This is a genomic window from Niallia nealsonii (assembly GCF_002835805.1).
GTDB lineage: Bacteria > Bacillota > Bacilli > Bacillales > Cytobacillaceae > Niallia > Niallia nealsonii.
The window spans coordinates 78,050-99,170 of the sequence record NZ_PISE01000017.1 but is presented as its reverse complement, the minus strand read 5'-3'; the positions used below and the strand labels follow the sequence as shown (position 1 = coordinate 99,170).

At 34.5% G+C, this 21,121-nt stretch carries 18 protein-coding genes and 2 pseudogenes; 9 read left to right on the top strand and 11 right to left on the bottom strand.

Annotated elements, in window-relative coordinates:
- Positions 1–42 precede the first annotated feature (42 nt).
- Entirely contained in the window at positions 43–150 is a 108-nt protein-coding gene (locus tag CWS01_RS09500; protein ID WP_101176953.1) for a YjcZ family sporulation protein, read from the top strand.
- A 246-nt stretch (positions 151–396) separates the two neighbouring features.
- The gene (locus tag CWS01_RS09495; RefSeq protein ID WP_101176952.1) at positions 397–1,251 is read left to right on the top strand and encodes a manganese catalase family protein; all 855 of its coding nucleotides are present in this window, start codon (positions 397–399) and stop codon (positions 1,249–1,251) included.
- 735 nt (positions 1,252–1,986) lie between these two features.
- Here CWS01_RS09495 and CWS01_RS09490 read toward each other — a convergent pair.
- From CWS01_RS09490 to CWS01_RS09480, 3 genes and pseudogenes are all read right to left on the bottom strand, one after another.
- A complete protein-coding gene (locus CWS01_RS09490; protein ID WP_101176951.1) occupies positions 1,987–2,487 on the bottom strand; it encodes a CBO0543 family protein in 501 nt (166 codons plus the stop codon).
- A 164-nt stretch (positions 2,488–2,651) separates the two neighbouring features.
- The gene (locus CWS01_RS09485) at positions 2,652–4,574 is read right to left on the bottom strand and encodes an endonuclease MutS2 (RefSeq protein ID WP_101176950.1); all 1,923 of its coding nucleotides are present in this window, start codon (positions 4,572–4,574) and stop codon (positions 2,652–2,654) included.
- Positions 4,575–5,769: 1,195 nt separating this feature from the next.
- A pseudogene (locus tag CWS01_RS09480) lies at positions 5,770–5,985 on the bottom strand (RtcB family protein); the annotation flags it as partial.
- Positions 5,986–6,159: 174 nt separating this feature from the next.
- On the opposite strand from CWS01_RS09480, the gene CWS01_RS23465 reads away from it, so the two are divergent.
- The 3 genes from CWS01_RS23465 to CWS01_RS09460 all read left to right on the top strand — a co-directional run bounded on the left by CWS01_RS23465 (position 6,160) and on the right by CWS01_RS09460 (position 8,240).
- Positions 6,160–6,408 carry a putative sulfate exporter family transporter gene (locus CWS01_RS23465; RefSeq protein ID WP_101176948.1) on the top strand — a complete coding sequence of 83 codons (249 nt, stop codon included), beginning with the start codon at positions 6,160–6,162 and terminating at the stop codon, positions 6,406–6,408.
- Positions 6,392–6,661 carry a putative sulfate exporter family transporter gene (locus CWS01_RS23165; RefSeq protein ID WP_101176947.1) on the top strand — a complete coding sequence of 90 codons (270 nt, stop codon included), beginning with the start codon at positions 6,392–6,394 and terminating at the stop codon, positions 6,659–6,661. The genes CWS01_RS23465 and CWS01_RS23165 overlap by 17 nt, the downstream gene beginning before the upstream one ends.
- 901 nt (positions 6,662–7,562) lie before the next feature.
- Positions 7,563–8,240 (top strand): cupin domain-containing protein, encoded by a 678-nt coding sequence (locus CWS01_RS09460; protein WP_101176945.1) that lies wholly within the window; start codon positions 7,563–7,565, stop codon positions 8,238–8,240.
- Between the two features lie 349 nt (positions 8,241–8,589).
- On the opposite strand, the gene CWS01_RS09455 is transcribed toward CWS01_RS09460, so the two are convergent.
- A complete protein-coding gene (locus CWS01_RS09455) occupies positions 8,590–9,114 on the bottom strand; it encodes a GNAT family N-acetyltransferase (RefSeq protein WP_101176944.1) in 525 nt (174 codons plus the stop codon).
- Between the two features lie 516 nt (positions 9,115–9,630).
- Here CWS01_RS09455 and CWS01_RS09450 point away from each other — a divergent pair.
- The 4 genes from CWS01_RS09450 to CWS01_RS09435 all read left to right on the top strand — a co-directional run bounded on the left by CWS01_RS09450 (position 9,631) and on the right by CWS01_RS09435 (position 12,802).
- Positions 9,631–10,143: a hypothetical protein gene (locus CWS01_RS09450; protein ID WP_101176943.1), complete on the top strand. Its 513-nt coding sequence runs from the start codon at positions 9,631–9,633 to the stop codon at positions 10,141–10,143.
- Positions 10,144–10,621: 478 nt separating this feature from the next.
- Positions 10,622–11,125: a DinB family protein gene (locus tag CWS01_RS09445; protein WP_101176942.1), complete on the top strand. Its 504-nt coding sequence runs from the start codon at positions 10,622–10,624 to the stop codon at positions 11,123–11,125.
- A 431-nt stretch (positions 11,126–11,556) separates the two neighbouring features.
- On the top strand, positions 11,557–11,988 hold the full coding sequence (locus CWS01_RS09440) for a VOC family protein (protein ID WP_101176941.1): 432 nt from the start codon (positions 11,557–11,559) through the stop codon (positions 11,986–11,988).
- A 106-nt stretch (positions 11,989–12,094) separates the two neighbouring features.
- Positions 12,095–12,802: a DNA alkylation repair protein gene (locus CWS01_RS09435; protein WP_101176940.1), complete on the top strand. Its 708-nt coding sequence runs from the start codon at positions 12,095–12,097 to the stop codon at positions 12,800–12,802.
- Between the two features lie 494 nt (positions 12,803–13,296).
- Here the strand turns inward: CWS01_RS09435 and CWS01_RS09430 are convergent, their stop codons facing one another.
- The 7 genes and pseudogenes from CWS01_RS09430 to CWS01_RS09400 form a co-directional block, all read right to left on the bottom strand.
- Positions 13,297–13,629 (bottom strand): hypothetical protein, encoded by a 333-nt coding sequence (locus CWS01_RS09430; RefSeq protein ID WP_101176939.1) that lies wholly within the window; start codon positions 13,627–13,629, stop codon positions 13,297–13,299.
- 591 nt (positions 13,630–14,220) lie between these two features.
- On the bottom strand, positions 14,221–14,859 hold the full coding sequence (locus tag CWS01_RS09425) for a trimeric intracellular cation channel family protein (protein WP_101176938.1): 639 nt from the start codon (positions 14,857–14,859) through the stop codon (positions 14,221–14,223).
- 627 nt (positions 14,860–15,486) lie between these two features.
- Positions 15,487–17,133, bottom strand: coding sequence for an FAD-dependent oxidoreductase (locus tag CWS01_RS09420; RefSeq protein WP_101176937.1), 1,647 nt, complete (start codon positions 17,131–17,133; stop codon positions 15,487–15,489).
- Between the two features lie 123 nt (positions 17,134–17,256).
- Positions 17,257–18,555, bottom strand: a complete 1,299-nt coding sequence (locus CWS01_RS09415; protein ID WP_101176936.1) for an arsenic transporter — start codon at positions 18,553–18,555, stop codon at positions 17,257–17,259.
- Between the two features lie 15 nt (positions 18,556–18,570).
- Positions 18,571–18,897: pseudogene (locus CWS01_RS09410) on the bottom strand (ArsR/SmtB family transcription factor).
- Positions 18,898–19,131: 234 nt separating this feature from the next.
- A complete protein-coding gene (locus CWS01_RS09405) occupies positions 19,132–19,470 on the bottom strand; it encodes an ArsR/SmtB family transcription factor (RefSeq protein ID WP_101176935.1) in 339 nt (112 codons plus the stop codon).
- An 837-nt stretch (positions 19,471–20,307) separates the two neighbouring features.
- Complete coding sequence (locus CWS01_RS09400) at positions 20,308–21,078, bottom strand: DUF817 domain-containing protein (RefSeq protein ID WP_101176934.1); 771 nt, start codon at positions 21,076–21,078, stop codon at positions 20,308–20,310.
- Between the last annotated feature and the right edge of the window lie 43 nt (positions 21,079–21,121).

The following is a 21,121-nucleotide window of genomic DNA, read 5'->3' as shown; positions in this document are numbered from 1 at the left end:
ACAACATATAATGTATAGAACTTGTTAGAGGGAGGTGTGGTTATGTCAAATTCTAATAATGGCGGCAGCTATAACAACAGCTTTGCATTAGTAGTAGTATTATTTATACTGCTTATCATCATCGGGGCTTCTTATTGGGGAGGCTACTAATTCATAACAAAAAAAGTCCTAAAGAAAAAGCAAAAATACCACTTTAGGACTTTTTTGCTTTTTCTATTGAATGTTGCTGATATGTCTGGCTCCCTGCTGACTTAAAAATAACATATCGCTAAAATCCCTTTCGTGTCTACATAATTTCTCATTTCCTTTTTTCTCCTCCTTTTTGACAGAATAACTGCTGACTATTAGATGCATACTAATATTGTTTCAAACTAACAACTAATTGGGGGAATTTCTTTGTATTTTTATAAAGAAGATTTGATTAACATGATTGTGCCAGATAAACCAGACCCAGCTGCTGCAAAAGTATTGCAGGAAGCGCTTGGCGGAAGATTTGGAGAAATGCGGACACTTATGCAGTTTTCCTTTCAAAGCGCCAATTTCAGAGGAAAAGCAAAACAATACAGGGATTTGATCAGGGGAGTAATGATAGAAGAATTAAGCCATGTGGAGTTAGTGCAGACTACCATCAATCAACTATTAAATGGCTCTGGAGATGAAGGTGTTGGAAACAACGGAGAAGACGGGGCACCACTTGATATTGCCCTTGAAAATGTAAACCCCCATCATTATATTATGGGAGCACAAGCCTCTCTTCCAGTTGATGCGGCTGGAAACCCATGGTCTGGCTCTTATGTATACAGTCATGGAAATTTAGTGGCTGATTTATTAAACAATGTGATGTTAGAATCAACAGGTGTGCTGCAAAAAAGCCGTCTTTATGAAATGAGCTCCAACAAAACATTCCGAGAAACGTTAGCCTTTTTAATTGTTCGTGACAATGCCCATCAAAACGCCTTTGCAAAAGCACTAGAAACATTAGGTGTAGATTGGGGGAAATTATTTCCAGTCCCAAATTATGACCTTAATAAGTATCCAGAATGCAAAAAATATGTGGACATGGGCTTTCACAATGCACAATTCAATTTCCGCTTAGATGAAACAAGAATCGGCGAGGTTTTCCAAGGCCCTTCACCAAGCAGGAACAAAGAGCCATTACAAGTAGTAGATCCTCCAAAAGGTTATCCAGTACCTGAAATGCCAGAGATGCCTAATGAACATGCCCCAGGTTTGTATGATTTAAATTCATAATGAAATAACCTTTGCTTCTTTAAAAAAAAGAGGCAAAGGCATCTTTTTTATCACGCATTAATGGACTTTTAACTCCCACCTTACTTATTATCCCCTCCTCATTCCTTGAAGATCTTCTCGCCTATTCAAGATAAAAACCATTTCTCAGGGCAAAACAACCATTAAAATAAATCAATTTATATACAGCAGTCTCGCATACGTTTCTGCTCAGGTCTCGCCTTTCTCTCATTACCACAGGATCTACGTGTATTCAGGCTGATACGTCCTTCTTCTCTCAATTTGTCTGTTAAAAACAACAAACTTTGAGAAAACAGCCTATTATTAAAATATCTCCTATAAAACAAGATAAGATACAAGAATTTAGCAAGCGTTATTACACGATATTGATTAAAGCATCTACATAGCATAGATAAAAGCTAGATGGACTTCCTGAAATTGGCTGTCCTTTTTTCTGCAGAAAAAAATTAAATTTTTTATGGTCCTCCCCTCTTCTATTCCTATACTTAGCAATAGTTTACCAAACATTAACAATTACTCAATAATTTACTTGTTCTATTTTAATATTGCTATATTATTCTAATTCTAGTGGGGATAGCATGCGTGGCTATCATGGTATTTGGCGAAGGAGGAGCCAATACTACTAATTATTTTATTGCTTTAGCAAGTTTTTTTATAAATGGACAGAAGATAAACCAATAGCTTTTATCGCCATGGTTTATCTTGAAGTTACAATAACTATCTAATGGGAATGAAATATATGTACATTACTAGAAATCCAATTGGGATAGATAATAACAGTGTCATCAGTGGTTTTTTTTCATGCAAGCGGAGAAAAACAAACATAAGAATGTTAAAGAAAAAAGAGTCTACAAGTGTCCAGCTATTGTGATGAGTAAAAGTTCCTGTCTTTAATAATACCCATTCATTTATGGTATAAATGATTACCCAAATAAATGTCCAAGAAATCGAGATAAATGGACGGAATGGATATCTCCCTAAAAAGATTAATACCGTAGAGGCAAATACAATAAATTCTCCAATCAAACTAATAAGACTATGCTGTAATGGCCAGGTAGGACGAAGCATCCATAGTGGCTTAGAGGCTGTCAAATAGTAGTACATTACATCACAAAAAATAAAATATAAAATGGTTGGATAATATTTCTGCCAATTTCGCCAATCGCCCCACTTTATTGCTGCAGCAATCCATATTGTTACGCCAATAATTTCTGCCATTCACTTCGCCTCGAATACATGAGTATAGTAAAATGAAGATTCTTCATCAAAAATTCCAAATAATATCGCACCTATTTTTACCAAACACTCCTTTTTTTAAACAAAATTTCACAACTTCTATACAAAAAAGCCTTAGTGCTGTTCGCACCAAAACTTCTTTTTGCTTACTCTTCTCTTTCCACCCAAGATTCTTCCACATATTTTCGCTTTTGCTGATTGCTGATTTTGCGATATTCTTTTGATTGAAAGATAATATCAAAATCATAATCAGCTGGATAAAGCTCACTTGCTTTAATATAAAGCTTTAAACGTTTATGATTCACCCCTCTTTTTTCATCGCGAATTTGTACGATATACTCCCCTTGTGCATCGGGACCTTTGTAGATGATACCTGTTTCATTTGTTTCCGTTAAAATGACATTATCTCCTTGTTCAAAAATTTGCACATGTGCAAATTTTTGTTTTTTTTGCTTAAATAAATGTGCATATTTATTTACAGCAACCTGTTTTTCAAATGCTGGATGACGTAAATTTTGCCCCATTGAATAGCTTTGATGTGTTTTGTATGTCAACATATGGGCCTTTTCAATCAAAGAAGGATGTAATCCTAGTTTACTGGCAATCGCAAAAGCTTGGCTTTGTCCGCTTTGCCCAAGCAAAAGCTTATAAGTCGGCTTGAGTGTCTTTAAATCAAATTCCATCGTACCATTTAAAAAACCGTCAGTTTGGTCAGCAAATTCCTTCATTTCACTATAATGAGTTGTCGCAAACAGGGTTGCTCCTTTTTTATAAAGCTGTTCTAAAATAACAATCGCAAGGGCCATTCCCTCTCCTGGATCTGTTCCTGAACCAATTTCATCAAGCAGCACAAGGGAACAATCATTAGCTTCTCGCAAAATATCAATAATATTGACAATCCTGGAACTAAAAGTGCTTAAATTTTGCTCGATGCTTTGACCGTCACCAATATCGACGAAAATATGCTTAAAGATGGCAATTTTGCTGCCTGCTTTTGCTGGTATTGGCAAACCGCTCTGCGCCATCAGGGAAAGAAGTCCGATCGTTTTTAATGTCACCGTTTTTCCGCCAGTATTAGGTCCTGTAATCACTAGTACTCGGTATTCCTCTCCAAAATCAATCGATAATGGCACAGCTTTGCTTCCTAGCATTGGATGGCGTGCTTCTGTCAAATCCATCGTAAAATCCTCTGTTATAACAGGAATGGCTGCATCGATTTTGCGGCTGTATTCTGCTTTTGCAAAAAGCACATCATAATGATGCATCACCTCAATGGCAATATTAATGGTATATTCATGTTCTAAAAATTTTTCTGTTAATTCGTAAAGAATACGTTCTGTTTCACTTTCTTCTGCCATTTTCATCCTATCAATTTCTTCTTGGATTGCAGAAAGTTCTGTCGGTTCCAAAAACACTGTCGCACCAGAAGCAGATGTATCTAAAATGGTTCCTTGTATTTTAGAACGATACTCTTTTTTTACCGATAATGTTAAATGCCCATTTCGTTCTGAAACAAGTGTATCCTGCAAAAACGAGGAGTAGCATTTGGATTTCACAAGCTGGTTTGCTTTGTCTTTTTGCTTATTCGTTAAAATAGAAAGTTGTCTTCTAAGATAAGCCAAATCACTTGATGCATAATCATCTACTCTGCCGTGGCGAATACATCTCGATATTTCTTCTACTAGCATGCGAACATCAGGAATAGATTCTGCATACATGGAAACAGTTGGTGCCGCATATTGTTTATCTTTCATAAATTGCTTTAACTTTGTACAATGTTCCAAAAAGGAAATAACAAACATAAATTGATCTGCGCGAATATAAATCCCTTTTTTGCCTTGTTTTACGTATAAAAGCATTTCATCCAATGTATGGATTGGCACACTGCTGGATTTTTTTAGTATCTTGATTCCTTCCGCAATTTCTTTAAGGGACTGCTCAATGCGTTTCTTCTCCTGCATAGGGCGCATTGCTTTAATTGTCTTTTTTCCAAGATTTGTTTTCGCAAAATTTGCAATATCTCCTAAAATCGTTTCATATCCCAGTACTTCGATTGTTTGCTTATTCATTTTATTCCCTCCAATTTTTTGTTATCATCCTTTTAAAATCGAAAAAAAAGCCGTCATGAACAAAACGTTCATGACGGCTTAAGAAACAAGTACCCTCTTATTTTGTGTTCACTAAAAAATAGTTCAGAAAAAAACAAATACAAATGTATCTATGTTGTTTCCTTCTAAAACCCATATTTAAAAAACACAAAAAAACTATGACAAACAAGCCATAGCGAGCTACCATATTACTTTGCTATGAATCGTGTTCTTAACATCCCTTAAAAAAGTGCAAAACAAAGAAACGAGCCAATTCCCGATTTTTTACACTTTAAGGCCGTATATAATTAACGGTTTAGTTAAGAACAAACACACTCATAAAACAATCTCCTTTAAAAGGGCATATTTTTTACACTTTTAGTGTATTGGTTTTTAATGGCAGCTGTCAAGAGTGAAACTAGCCTCTTTTTATGAAAAGAAAGAAATATTTCCATATTAGAGACAGCATACTAAAAAAGGAGTTGACCTTTTATGAAAAGCAATATTGTCATTGAATAATTAAATACATCGTTGCGGGCGAATTTATGGGCATTCGTTCAATCGAGCACTATATTCAAAAAACAACAAATGATAAGCTGAAAAATTAGTTTCAGCTTATCCAAAAAAAAGTCAAACAAAATGCCGAAAAAATTGCAGAACGCATTCAAAATCTCGGCGGAATTCCTGCTGACGATGAAGGATTCTCTAGATTCATTCACAGTTTTATGCAAAAAATGACGGTTCCAGACAATGAAAGCGAATGCTCCAAGAAGCAATCAAGGTATTGACAAATATGCCATTCATTATTCAGAAAAACTAGTTAAAGGGGATTGAGACAAAGAAAGCAAATATATAGTTGAATCTGTGATAAATGACAGCAGAAAACATGCAGAAGAGCTGCGGCATTTGCTGCATTGAGATGTAAAAACAGGTGCAAAACTACATTCAAATGAGAATTTGCACCTGTTTTACATTTAATTTGCTTTAAAATTATATAAAGGCTTAATAATTTCTGCTATTTCAATGGAAGAATAATTCTGCACATAAATCTGCCAATAGTGTACAAGTCTCTGAACCATTCGACTACGTCGCCTTAGCCCCTGGCTGCTGATTGCTCTCGACTTTACGTTAGGGGTCCCAGCAATTAAGCGAGTTTTTTTATGTTGGAGCCGAATTAGTTAACCCCAACGGGATTGGGCACAATCTTGTTTTGTATCGTCATCGTTGTTCCAATCGTACAGCCTGCACCGGCATGGGTATCGGGCATAATTCTAATTTTTGCATGTTCTGCAAAAGGCTGATTGCATAATTCAATAATTTGCCCCCTCGCCGTTTCTTCCAATGTATCTGTAAATACCTTTGCTTCATTGTATATTCCTTTTAATTCAATCATTTGTTTTCCCTCCTTCTAAACCAACAAGCAATTTTCTATCTTTATGATTATTTTTGAGTTTTCATGACTGCTTAAAAGAAACACTTTCCTTTCCCCTTCCTCCCCTCCTAAAAAAATTTGTTCCATCTTAAACTTAATATATTTTAATTAAAAGCAACAAAAAAAGATACAGCTATTGCAGCCACAACTGTTGCTTTATTAGGAACCATCTTCACTTTCGCTGACACCTTATTGTTTTCATTTTTGAACTTATCCAAAACAGCATACGGAATATTTACAGGAGGAACTTTGCATGAAGTAGGGCATGTTATCGCCGCCGCTGCTGTCAGTGGCAGTGATGCAGTAGAAATAGCCATCATTGTCAAATTAACACCTGTTGCCTTATTAGTCCCATCGCCATTATTTTATGAATTTTCAGAATAGTTACTCCTCCTTCGCAGCTATTCCATGGTTTATTATTGGATTTATACTAATGAGCGGAATTCATACACTTGGCATTATTCCTGAACAAGCAGCAGAATTCATTGTGACAATCGCTTATATACTTATTGGAATGGCAATGGCAGGTTTGGGCTTAAATGTAGATATAAAATACTTTAAGAAACAAGGGATTATCCTCTTCATTGCAGAATTTATCGGATCTGTATGTGCTGGTGTAGTAATGGGGATAAAATAATAGCCGAAAAGGTTAGAAGAATAGAGCAGGCAAAAAAACTTGCTCTATTTCTGCTTTTTTGACAATCGCTGTGACATCATCATGTGTATTGCCATATGAATAGCCCAACAGAACTGTTTCAATCCCTAAATGTTCTTTTCTGCAAAAAATGCTAGGAACAAAACAATGGAGGAAGAAATAAATTAATAATAAAGGAATTAACGTTTCAGTTGTTGACCACTCCAACTCTTCAAAATAATTTGAATAGCCTCTTTCATAAAATCATATCATGCTGCATTATGTTAATGTTCCAAGGAAAAACGCCTTATTCCTTTTCTTTTTCACACTCCATCTAAAAACTATGAAAGTAAACGTCTCCCATACTTCTAAGGGGGTGAATATAATAAATCCATATATAATTATAGCGGAGCTTCTGTTAATGGAGGCAGGCAATTCGTATATTGCTAATCAAGGCATTTCTGTTAAAGATATATTGTTTTATCTAAAAAATTGATAGGCAACAGCAATAAAACAATTAACAGTGATTCAATTAATCTCCCCACAGATCGAAGTTTCACTTTATTTGCTCCTATGCTCTTTCCTTATTTCCTTCTGTACTTTATATATATTCGACTTCATGCATAGCCGATTCTAAAATAGTTCTTGATCCAAATACCTTTTCTTCAGCATTTTCTCTTTTAATGTCATACTGTATATTTTATAATCTACCATCTTTTTATTCCAATATACTATCCGTTTTATCGAGCCCTGCATGAAATACAAAGCATCTATTTCTTTTCGTGAGCACTCCTTTTTATACTTTTAATTCACATTCCTTACTAATGAAACATATAAAAAATATGATAGTAATCTTTTATAAAAATCAAAAGCTAATGTAATTTCGTTAAAGGGGGGGATTTTTATGTCGAAATCAGGTTATGTCCCTGATAATACCAATATCAAACAAACAAGTGGAACGCCTAATCTGATTTTCAACTCGCGTGACAATGTATTCTTTGAAAGAGATGCGGATAATATTGCTTATAAAGTCACCTCGACTCAGTTGCCTGCCATGATTGGTGGAGCATTTGTTGACCTTCATTTAACAAAAGGACATATGAGAGAACCTCATTGGCATCCGAACTCTTGGGAATTAGATGTTGTTGTAGCAGGAGAAGCGATGATTTCCATCGTTGATCCAGATACAAAAAAGCTGCATAATTACCATGCGAAACTTGGTGATGTCGTTTTTATTCCAATGGCTTGGTGGCATTGGATTAGACCTGTATCTGAAAAGTTGCATCTTCATCTCTTTTTTAATAATGATCAATTTGAATCTGCTGAAGGTTCTGATACACTGCGCTTAACACCACCAGAAGTTTTCCAAATCGCCTACGGTCTAGATTCCGAGAAAATAGCCAATGTCCTTTCATCTATTACAGAGTCAGTCGTGATAAGTTCTCCGAATTCAAACCGTTTTGCTATTCCGGAAGATTTTTCATCAAACAAACTTTCTTTAAAACAAGAAGACACTGAAAATAAAAGCAACAAAGCAGAAAAGATATCTATTAATATCAATAATAAACTGATTGATTATTAAATTTCATTATTTAGTTTAATTGTCATGTCCCTTATAAAGAAATCTAACTTATTAATTTTACGCACGAATATTGATTGCTTGAAAGGGAAACAATATAACTATAAAACTTATAATTAGACAGTTTTGATAGATATAGTAAAACATCAATAGAAAAAATATTGCATTATTGATAATTAATTTTCAAATTGGGTCTTTTCATAAAAAGAGACCCTTATTTAAAAGAAGCAAATTATTAAAAAATATTTATGCATTAATTACAAAACGTACATAAAAATTTTTTCCCATTCCTTTCAGCAAACAGATAACTGATCATCGCCGCTAGCCCGTTAACCCCTACTATTTAGAAACTTCACTTTATGAACGAATATATATTGGTATCATGTGGAACACCATTTTGGTGCAAATACTTTCTCAGCACCCCTTCTTTTTCAAACCCCAGCTTTACAAGCAGCTTATTAGACGCTTCATTTTCTGTAAATACCACAGCGCCAATGCGGAGTAAGTCCATTTTATCCAATCCGAAACGAACGATTTCGGAAACTGTTTCTGCTGCATAGCCATATCCCCAATATTCTGGCAAAAGGGCATAGCTTAATTCTGCTTTTTTATGCTCAACAGACCAATTTTGAAACCCGATCGTCCCGATCATGCTGTCATCCTCTTTTCGCTGAATCCCCCATTTTATCCCCTGTTTCTCTTTAAGACTATCATGAAAATTTTGAATAATGCCTTTTACCTGCTCTATATTCCTTAATGGTTGCTGCCCATAATACTGCAATACTTTTTCATTAGAAAAACATCGCAAAACTGCTGCTGCATCTTTTTCTGTCAGTTCTCTTAAAACAAGACGCTCTGATACGATAATCGGAAACATAGTTCTGCCCCTCCATAATAAAGTGTATATGTTATAAGTTTAGCATGAATTAGTTAAAATACAGGTATTCCAGTTCTTGTTTTTTCAATTTTCTATCAACTCACACAATAGTATCCATACATATTACTATAATGTTTATTGTTATATATAAAGCATCCTCTTTCCTGCTGCGCCATCAAAATATCCTTCGGTAGCCAATTCGTTTATTTTAACAAAACTATATTTTTGTCTTCTGAAGTTCATTTATTTTTCTTTAAGCTGCATGATAGAAAATATCTAAGCATTTTAGAATATAAAAAGAGGCAGCAATAGGCTCTCCTCCCCTCCTTACTAAAACGAGTCTACTGCCAATTTATGTCTAGCTGCAAAATACATAACGCATCATCTTCTTAATTTTTCACTATTTTCAGAGATTATTATTTGAAATCTTTTCATTTTTGATAGTAAAATAGAAAAGCATGATAATAATACTTCCAATTATAAGCAGTTGTACCAACATTTAAAATGGAGGTCTGTATGAATAAAATTACTCAAGCAGAAGCGGTTAAACTAAAAAGTGTCTTAGCAAAAAGAATTCATGAGCTAGAAGAAGAAATGGATCGAGTAGCATTTGTGCAAGTTGAGGCAGGCAAAAAAATGCCTACACAAAAACGGACCGTGCAAGATGTGGAAAAGGATATAGAGGCAGTTCGTACAGATTATCGTCTGTTAGATACGCTTATGTACCGAGCGAATATTGATTATACTATTATGTTTGAAAATAAAGAGCTTCCGATTGTCGAGGCTATTGAACTCGCGACACAATTAAGAGCAAAAGCAAGGAAATATAAAGAATTTGCCGCAGCTGAGCAAGAGGAATATCTCTATTCCTATGAATCTATTCAGTTGATGAAGATTGCTACCTTTGATCCAGAGGAATATCGCGTAAAAAGCATGGAATGTGAAAGACAAGCAAATCGGCTGTCCAATTTAATCAACAGCAAAAACTATCAAATCGAATTAGATTTTGAAGCAGATAAATATTTTTAAGCCTTGAATAGGTGAGACTCCTATTCAAGGCTTAGAAGGATCATTTGGTGTGTATCTCACATGGTTTTAATGGCGATGGAACAAACCGATTATCCATGATCCATTACCCTGTTATCCTTTACCAATGACCAATAAAGCAAATGGCAATGGCTTATTTCTTTAAGTAATTGGGCATCCTTCTATGAAGAACCGACCGAAAGATAGTTCATCTATTGATACGGTCGGTTTTTAGCTTTAGAAAAAATGAAACAATAAATCCCTACCTTTTCCAATCTATTTCTAGTTCCTCTGCTTAAGCATTGCCCATCAACCACTTAACCACCTTATAGTTTGCACGCCATTCCCCTAGTGTCTTCACTTAGAAGTCTTATCGCTTACCTAGTCACGAATAAAGTTTGAAATATACGAACAAACGTTTTATAATATGGTTTCTGAAATAAAAATACCAATCGAGTTATTGATTATGGAGGTAGGGGCTATGTATGTAACAATTGCAGACTTTATTAGGGAATGGAATTGGGAAGCAAGGCTGACTCAACAACTTTTGGAAGATTTGACTGATGATTCATTAAAACAAAAAGTTTACCCAGAAGGACGTACCTTAGGAAGAATTGTCTGGCATTTTACGACCAATATTCCAGAATATCTAGCTCATTTTGGGCTAAAGGTAAATCAAGCAAAAAATTCAGCAGATGTCCCAACCTCAGCGAAAGAAATTGCTGAGACCTTTAAATATATCAGTTCTTATATTGCCAAAGCCATTGAACAGCAATGGACAGACGAATCTTTGAAGGAAGTGCAAATTGCATTTGGAAGAGAAGAAACAAATGCTCAAATTTTAATGGGACTGATTAAACATATTGTTCATCATCGTGGACAAGCTACAGTTCTTATGCGTCAAGCTGGAATTAAACCTTTTGGAGTTTATGGAGCACCAAAAGAAGATTGGATTCATTTAGGTGCAGAAAATCCACCGCTTTAATATTTTTACAAATGGGTTTATTAAGAATAGAAAAGGAAATCCCTTCGATATTGGATTTCCTTTCATTTTATCCATAAAATATTTATAGAATTACAGCCTTTCCTATTTTCTCCCTAAACTGCTTTAGCCCGTTTCTTCCCCTTTTCGCTTCCGGTATTGGATCACCGTATTTTCCCTCAGTATATTTATACAATATTTTTCAAAAAAAAACTGTATCGGCATCCCTATTTATATAGATTTTATTACACCATGCTTGCTGAACAAACTGGCCAGATTGTGGAGGAACATTTTCAGGCTATATGACGTGAATAATTGGACAAATTTTTTTAATATGGTAATTCCATATCCATAAAATATGTGATAATATTACGAATATACGTTCTGTATATAAAAAGTACATGATAAAAATAAAAAAGAAGAGGTGTATATGGATGATTTTAGGAGTTCATGCTTATTTAAGAATGAATGGTAATGGAAAAGAAGCTGTAAGATTTTATGAAAATACACTGGAAGCAGACGTTCTAGGAGTACAAACGTATGGGGAATTGCCTGAAAACCCAGAATTCACCCTTCCTTCTGAAGCAAAAGACCGTATAGTGCATGCACAATTAAAAATTGGAAATACATTCCTTATGCTATCTGACACATTCCCAGGTCAACCGTATCAAACTGGATCACAAGTGGACGTAGCGATTACCTTAAATGATGCAGAAAAATCAAAAGAAGTATTTGAAAAACTGCAAAACGGAGGCGAAGTCATCATGCCACTTCAAGAAACTCCATGGAGTCCATCATATGGTCAAATAAAAGATAAATTCGGCATAACCTGGCAAATCTCCACCATCGCAGAAAACTTTAATTAATTGCTGGAAAAACCTTTTCCTGCAACTTCAGCATACTTGATCAAGAATAGAAGCTCGATGGCTACAATGAATTGGGTATGATTATAAAAAAAGGAAGTGAAAAACGATGGATTTCGAAATGGTTATGCAGGAACTAGAATTGCTCGGCAAAGAACGAAGTAAAAAGGCTTACATAAGGAATGGTGCACACGAACCGCTTTTTGGTGTGGCTACAGGCGCCATGAAGCCGCTCGCAAAGAAAATTAAAAAAAATCAGCCATTAGCCGAGCAGCTTTACACCACCGGAAATTACGATGCCATGTACTTTGCCGGCATCATTGCAGACCCAATGACAATGACTGAGGTAGATTTTGAGCGTTGGATAAATGCTGCTTATTTTTATATGCTGTCCGATTATGTAGTTGCAGTAACTTTAGCAGAAACTGAATTTGCACAAGTGGTTGCCGATAAATGGATTGCAAGCGGTGAAGAATTGCAAATGTCGGCAGGTTGGAGCTGTTACTGCTGGCTTTTGGGTAATCGTTCGGATGCTGAATTTAGCGCCAGCAAGATTACCAGGATGCTTGATCAGGTAAAAAATACAATTCACTCTTCTCCTGATCGAACGAAATCCGCTATGAATACTTTTATTTACACTGTCGGGATTTCCTATTTGCCGCTACATGATAAGGCAGTTGAAACCGCTAAGACTGTAGGATCAGTCGAAATCAAACAGGGCAAGAAAAAAAGTAGCATTCTGCTTGCTTCTGAAACTATTCAAAAAGCTATAGATAGAGGGCAGCTTGGTTTCAAACGCAAACATGTAAGATGTTAGTATCGTTTGTAGTGTAACTGCACTAATGGAAAGGAGAGCTCCACCGCTCAAGGGCTGGTAACTCTTCAGAAATTAGGAGCTTTTGGTTTATATCCAACAGTATCAAAAGCCGAAAACATGCAAGTTTTTATTCATTTTTGCATATTTCCGGCTTTTTTCTGTTCAAAAATATACTGCTATAAAGAATATGAGTATCCAAAAATGAAAATAGCTCTTAGGGAGAATGATTTAGTTCCAAATTATAAGCGTATTTATCGCCTCATGCATGAGATAGGTATTTAATCAATTATTATTAGAAAGACACGGCGCTTTTTAGCAGGAAAAATTCAAAGGTATTGGAGAACCTATTAAATAGAGAATTGAAGGAAAGAAAATGAAGTAGTGGTCACGAAAATTACCTATATGAAGTGCTTCTTTTGGATTTCCTTGGTTTTTCATAAGAAAAATTAGGAGTAATTTATTGGAAGATATGAGGCAGATTTATCTTCACTAAATTATTCGCTAGAACCGGGCTTATTTTTTGCATCTTTGATTTTGTTCTTTCCACCATTTTTAGCAACCTGACCAAATTGATTTGCGTTTTGACTGCCTTTATCAGCAATCTGTCCACCTTGACTTGCATTCTCTCCATCCTTTCCAGTCAGGTTCTGTGAGCCTTCCGATGCTTTTTGTTTTACTCCAGCATTACTTCCTTGGTTTGCAAGATTATTAGTATTGTAAATATTTACATAAATTTTAAGCCCCTCTTTATCATGCTTGAAGGAAATGCTTTCTTTTGGATATTTATTTTCATCTTTCTTTTTGTTTTTATCTTTCTTTTTACTCAAGTGTTTTCACCCCCTTATCTAATATGCTATTAATATATTAATTTATATAATAAGTGCTTGTATGCTTGTCCATCGCTATTTTTTTTGCCGTTCAACTTGCAAAACAAATATAAAGCTAAAAAAAGAAACCTGAAAAAGGTTCCTGACGAATTTTCAAAGAAGATTTATACACTTTAAAAAGATTTCAGTTTCCATTGAATATTTCTATTAGTATATATATCTTCATTTTTGCTTTAGAACATGTAAAGAAAATAGGAATAAGTAAATCCTCTTTAGGATACAAAAATCTATAATCTATTGTACATTTATTCAGTTGTATGCTTCTATTAACAATATAGTTTGCTCTACATAGCTCTTAAGATTAAAACATCCACAAGCAAAAGACGCTCTTGTACTTTTATGTTGTCTCCAACAAGTTCGCGAGCGCGTTCTCCATCTCCTTCTAAAATAGGCGCGTATACCTGTTTTCCTACCGTTTCTGCTTCATTTTTTTCATTTGGCTATTTTCATAAATATTGTTGCTTTTAACTAAATTTTTTACTTTGTTCGAGGTATAAGAACTTGTTAGTAGATAAAAAAACAGCCGGATATTTAAGTCCGGCTATTGGTATTTAAAGTATTGGAAGTTTTTTTAGGTCTAGGAATGTGCCAACCGTATTTTAAAGAAAACATTCTTAAAGAAACAATTAAAATAAATAAAATATAAAGTTCCCATTTGTTCGTCGTATCTCTAAAACTGATGATAATGCCGGTCATAATAGTCCAAAACGCATATAAATCATATTTAAAAACAAAGGGTTGTCTCTTAGCTAAGGCATCTCTAATAATTCCTCCGCCAACTCCAGTTAATAAAGCTGAAGTTATGATGGCACTTGAAGGAAGATTTAATTCCTTTGCAAATAATGCTCCCTGAATAGCAAAAGCAGCTAATCCAATAGCATCCAATAGACCGAAAGTAAGCTCCCAATGTTTCCGTTTAGTCAGATTTTGAAGTGGAAGAACATAAATTAAAGTAATGATTAAAAAGCTAATAAGGAATAAGGTTCCTTGGCTCCAAAGAGTTGTTCCAGGAGCACCAATAAGTAAATTACGTAAAGCTCCTCCTCCAAATGCTGTAATAAATCCTAAAGCATAATAACCTATTAAATCGTAATCTTCTTCTGATGCAATAATCGCTCCGCTTAATGCAAAAGCAATCGTTCCAATGATGTTAAAAATCTCCCACGACATACGTACACCTACATTCATTAAGTTTAAAAATTGTATTTCTGTTTATTCATTTGGATGTTAGATTTGAAAATCAAAAACCCTTTTTGTTACAAATAAGTACTATTTCTTCTTTTAATAGCCGAGTATTAAGGAATATATTCCACCTAAATATAGATAGGGGATAACTAGCTTTTACATCAATTAGTAGAACCAGCCTACAAGGATAAAAAAGAAATGACACAATAAAAATCTATAATAAAACAAAAAAAGAATAAACTATTTAATCAAATTTTCAAAAAAGCTATAAAAGAAAAGGGAGTAGTAAGTTATAAAGATATTGTTTTGCTAAATTATGAAATTTATAAATCTATTATAAATGAAACTAAATCCTTAGAAAAGGAAATAATTGAATGAACTAAACAATAAATAGAAAAAAGAAAAGATAAAGGTAAATGAAAACCATTCCAAAAAACTTTATCAAATAAATGATAAGTTTTTTGGAATGGTTATTTTCGTAAATATTGTTTTTTTACAATTTTATCATTTCCCGACAGAAGACTCCCACGAAGGGCGTAGCCCAATATTACATCCATGCCGGGCACACAACAAATACCCGTCCTCTTAAAGAAAGACTAGTTATTATTCTATCTATTGTTTTGATTTTAAATAGCTTTGATAATTTTTATTTCCACCTGAAAGATTATATATGTCTGAAAAGCCCAGGTTGCGTAATATATTTTGGACTGCATTTCCCGTTACTCCCCCATTACAATAAGTAACAGTTGGTAGTTCAGGATTTAACTCTTTAGCCTTTGTTCTTATATCTCCTAATGGAATATTGATAGCACCTTCCACTTTTGAAACATTATATTGTTTTGAAGCTCGAGTATCAATAACTTGAATAGCCTCTCCTTTTAAAAGACGTTCCTCTAACTCTTTTGGTGTAATTAATTTATTTTTCTTTTCTATCGCATTCTGCAAAGCCATTCCTGTATACATAACAGGGTCTTTAGTGGTACTAAATGGAGGCGCATAAGCAAGATCTAAATGAAATAAATCTTGCACTTTCGCTTTAAAAGTTATAGCTGTTGCGAAAACATCTATACGTTTATCTACTCCATCTTCTCCTACAATCTGTACTCCTAGAAGTTTCCCTGATTCTTTATCTGCAATGGCTTTTATCACTATATCTTTTCCACCAAGGTATTCTGCTCTTGAAGGTTTAACATTATGCAATACTTCTATATCATATCCTTCTTCTATTGCTTCCTTTTCATTTAGGCCTGTTTGACCAACTGCTAAATCAAAAACCCTTACTATACCTGTTCCCAAGATGCCTCGATGCTCTAATGAGCCATCAGTTATAACATCACCAGCGATTCTTCCCATCTTGTTAGCTGTAGAACCTAAAGGACGATATATTGCTTTTCCTGTTATAACCGAATAACTTTCTGCAACATCTCCAACCGCATATATATCAGGCAGGTTTGTCTGCATTTTATGATTGACTGCAATTGCCCCTGTGTGCCCAAGTTTTATCCCAACTTCTTTAGCTAGTCTTGTATTCGGACGAACTCCTGTAGCTAAAATGACTATATCAGACGCTATTGCTTTTCCAGACTTGGTTTGTACTTCCTCCTTGTTTATCGCAGTTACTTCTTCATTTAATAAAAGCGCTACTCCCTTTTTAACCAAATGCTCTTCTACACGAAAAGCCATATCTTTATCCAAATGAGGCATAACATGATTACTGCGTTGGACTATTGTAACGTCTAGTCCCCTATTTGTTAGCTGTTCTGCCAGTTCTAATCCGATATAGCCAGCACCTATAATTATTGCTTTTTTAGGCTCACTTCTTTTTATAAACTGATCAATAGCTGCAGTATTTTGTATGGTCCTTACCTGAAAAACATGCTCTTCATCGACACCAGAAATAGTTGGTGTTATCGGAGTAGCACCTGTTGCAAATACGAGTATGTCATATATGTCTTCTTTTACTTCATTTGTATCTAGATTCTTCACTATAACTCTTTTTTGTTCTGCATCGATTTTAGTTACTTCATGACGAGTAAAAATATCAACATTATAACGTTTTTTAAACCAAGCTGCACTTCTTGGCGTTAGTGTTTCTAGCTCCTCCACTTCTCCTCCAAGAAAGTATGGAATTCCGCAAATGGAATAGGATATATCATAGTCTGCGTTATAAAGTGTAATTTCTGCCTTTTCGTTATTTCTTCTTGCTTTTGCTGCTACTGATGTACCTGCTGCTACTGATCCAATAATGATTATTTTCATTTATATATCCTCCAATAAAATGATTTAACGAATAGGGATTATATTTTTTACTTTTTAACCATTTTGCTCTGATAAACCAAAAAGTACTAAATACTTTTCAGTAAAACCAAGGACACTTATCAATTAAGAAATAATCATTAGCCATAAATATAAACCAATTAAGGTAATGAACAACGTTGGTATCGTTAAGATAATTCCTGTTTTAAAATAAGTACCCCACGAAATTCCCACTCCTTTTTGTGAGAGAACATGCAGCCATAATAATGTAGCTAACGAACCTATCGGAGTAATTTTCGGACCTAAATCAGAACCAATAATATTTGCATAGATAAGGGCTTCTCTTATGACTCCAGTTGTATTTGTATCTGCAATTGCTAATGCATCGATAAGAACAGTCGGCATATTATTCATAATGGACGAGATAATAGCTGCGATGAATCCCATTCCTACTGTTGCAGCAAATAGCCCTTGATCTGCAGTTGCTTGAATTAAATTGGTAAGCAGATTTGTAAGACCCACATTCTTAAGCCCATATATGACAACGTACATTCCAATCGAAAAGAATACAATTGCCCAAGGAGCACCTTTAATAACTTGCCTAATGGATACTGCTGAACTACGCCGAGCAAATAAAAGAAAAATTATGGCAATTAAACCTGCAATAATGGAAACTGGAATGGAGAAAAATTCACTTCCGAAATAGCCAGTAAGTAATATGGCTAAAATCGCCCAAGACAGCCGAAACATTTTTATATCCGTTATCGCATCTGTTGGTTTTTTCAACTGACTTAGATCATAATTTTTTGGTATACTCTTGCGAAAGAATAAATAAAGAACCAATATGCTTGCTAATAAAGAAAAGAGATTAGGAATAATCATCCGAGACGCATATTCTACAAAACCTATATGAAAAAAATCTGCTGAAACGATGTTGACTAAATTGCTGACTACTAAAGGCAAAGAGGTAGTATCTGCAATAAATCCACTTGCTAGGATAAAGGGAAACACCATTTTCTCATCGAATTTCAGTGCTCTTACCATTGCTAAAACAATTGGTGTTAAGATGAGAGCTGCTCCATCATTTGCAAAAAGAGCTGCCACGATAGCACCTAATAGGGAAATATAAACAAACATTTTCAGGCCATTTCCACCAGCAGCCTTAGCGATATGTAAAGCAGACCATTCAAAAAATCCGATTTCATCTAAAATAAGAGAAATAATGATTATGGCAATAAATGCAAATGTTGCATTCCAAACTATCCCCGTTACATCTACTACATCTTTAAAATCAACAACACCAACTAGCAGTGCTAAAATTGCTCCTCCACATGCAGACCAACCAATCGAAAGATTTTTAGGCTGCCAAATGACTAATGTTAATGTTAATAAAAAAATAATTACTGCTAATACCGTTTGCAACAAAACGAACTACCTCCATTAATTACATGAAATTCTTAATCCTTGTTCTTCTAACCAAATAAATTTTTCTTGCTGACTTGGGACATGCTTTATTAGTTCTTTTACAAAAGAAAAATACTTACTTGTTTGGTTTATTGAATAAACAACCTATTGGCCTCTTCCTTGTTCCTTCACAATTCCAGTGTCTCTCATTTTACGTAGATGCTGGCTAATTGCAGGTTGTGACATGTTAAAGATTTCAACAAATTCACAAACACAACAATCTTGATTAACTAATAGACTTATCATAGACAATCTTGTTTTATCCCCGAACAGTTTAAGTATATTAGGCTGTTTCTTCGACAGAAAACTCTCTTGTCATTTGCTTCGGCTCCTTGGAAATGCTCTATACACCACTATTAATACGCATATAATTATATTCTTATATAAAATAAAAAAGTCAATTAACGATATTCTCATAAAAAACTCTTTAGTATATTTGTTTCAGTAACCAGGTGAACTAATCAATTCTATTTAATATATAATTATATACTTATATAAAAAAATAAGGAGATTAATGTCAGACCATTGATCTCCCATTTAATCACAAGATATCCTTAATCCTTTTTCTTCTAGCCAAAGGAACTTTTCTTCTTGCTTAGGTATATACTTTAAGACATCTTTCACCATTGGAAAATGTTTATTATCCTGATCAAGTGAATAAATAATCCATTGCCCTCTTCTTTGCTCCTTAACCAATCCTGCATCTTTTAATTTTCTTAAATGTTGGCTGATTGCAGGTTGAGACATGCTAAAAACGTCTACAAATTCACATACACAGCATTCATTTATTAATAACATTCCCATCATGGATAGTCTTGTTTTATCACCTAATAATTTTAATATATTTGCGGCTGCTTCTAATTGTTCATTAGACATATAAACCATCCATTCCTTTAACAAAGTTATTTACTTATAATAATAAACTTGATATATATTTCATGCAAGATAATAGAAGACAAGAACTGCTTGAGCCTTATCTTCTCTATATTTTATACATTCTACTCTGCCAAGAAAAAGAAAACCAGGCAGAAATCAAATAGCTAATGCCCCTCTTATAATAATTGCCCTTATAAAAAAGTTCTGACGCTTACAGCGCCAGGGATTTTTCCTTCTTAATACATTTCCGTATTGATCGGATGGACTTGGATTCTAAACATGATGCTATTCTACACATTAGATTATTTTTTCGATTGAATTTTTTATCAATCCTTTAAGATAGTCATCGATAAAATTACTATAGGCTATTTCTAAGATAATCCCGGATATACTTGCGGAACATGTCTTTTTTTCTTAATTATTATCATAGCTTTTATGAATCTCTTGATATAAAACAATTTCTAAAATAAAATCTTTCAACTTTCTTCATAACTTTTCATTAAAAGGGGCAAGATTTGGGGCACCTTAAAATAGTAAGACCTAATTTTTTCTAAAAAAGTTGTTACTTCTAAAATACAGTCCTCGAGGTTATTTTCAGCTAAAGCATCCTATAGTTTATTTTCACAAGAGTTTCTAATAAATGCATTCCGGCAGTATTATCAAAAGCTATTTATAAAGAAAAAAGCAATAATTCGAACGTTGCTTTTTCCATTTATCTTATTCAGAGTTTTGCACGCTAGAAGAATTTCAACCTAAAAAAGTCTAATTCCTCACTATGCTAAGGAATTAGACTTTTTTTAAAGCTGGTTTTTACCAGTTATAAAAATTAACTAGTATCTATCCTAGTGGAATTTTTCTCTTAGCCTGCTTTAACGTCGCTACTATAAGAAAGCTAACAATCACTAATAGGAGCCATGAACTGACCTTTCCTAGATGAACGAGACTCCATGCATCGGTTTGGTTTGGATATTCCCAAGCTCCAAAAAACGTTGCGATATTTTCGGCTATCCATATAAAAAATCCGATGAGCACAAAAGAAAGCGCGAGTGGCATATGGTAACGAGTTCCATCAACCTCGTATGTGACCCAAGATTGCCAAAAGACGAGAATTACAAGTCCAGATAACCACCAACGAACGTCAATCCAATAATGGTGGGTGAAGAAATTCAAATAAATCGCAGCTGCAAGAGGTACAACCACCAAAAACGGTGGCCACTTAATCAGTTCTACCTTTAACCTCCTCCACGCCTGGCAAAGATAACTTGCTACACTTGCGTACATGAATCCACTATACAAAGGCACTCCAAAAATTTTGAAATATCCTTCCTCTGGATAAGACCAGGAGCCCATATGTACCTTAAAAATTTCAAGAACAAGTCCAATAAAGTGGAACAATGTGATAACTTTTAGTTCATTCCGTGTTTCAAGCCCAAAATGCACCATCCACCACTGCATCAGAAGACAGATGATAAGCAGCCAATCATAACGTGGTAGTACGGGAAGTGGCATGATTTGTGTAAAAGCCAAAGAGGCAAAAATAACGACAGGAAACAAACATGATAAGACCTGCTGCCAGCCAAAACAAACCAGTTGTTTTAGTACTCTCATGATTCTCACCTCCATTTTTGAATGGTTAAATTCATGAGTAGCT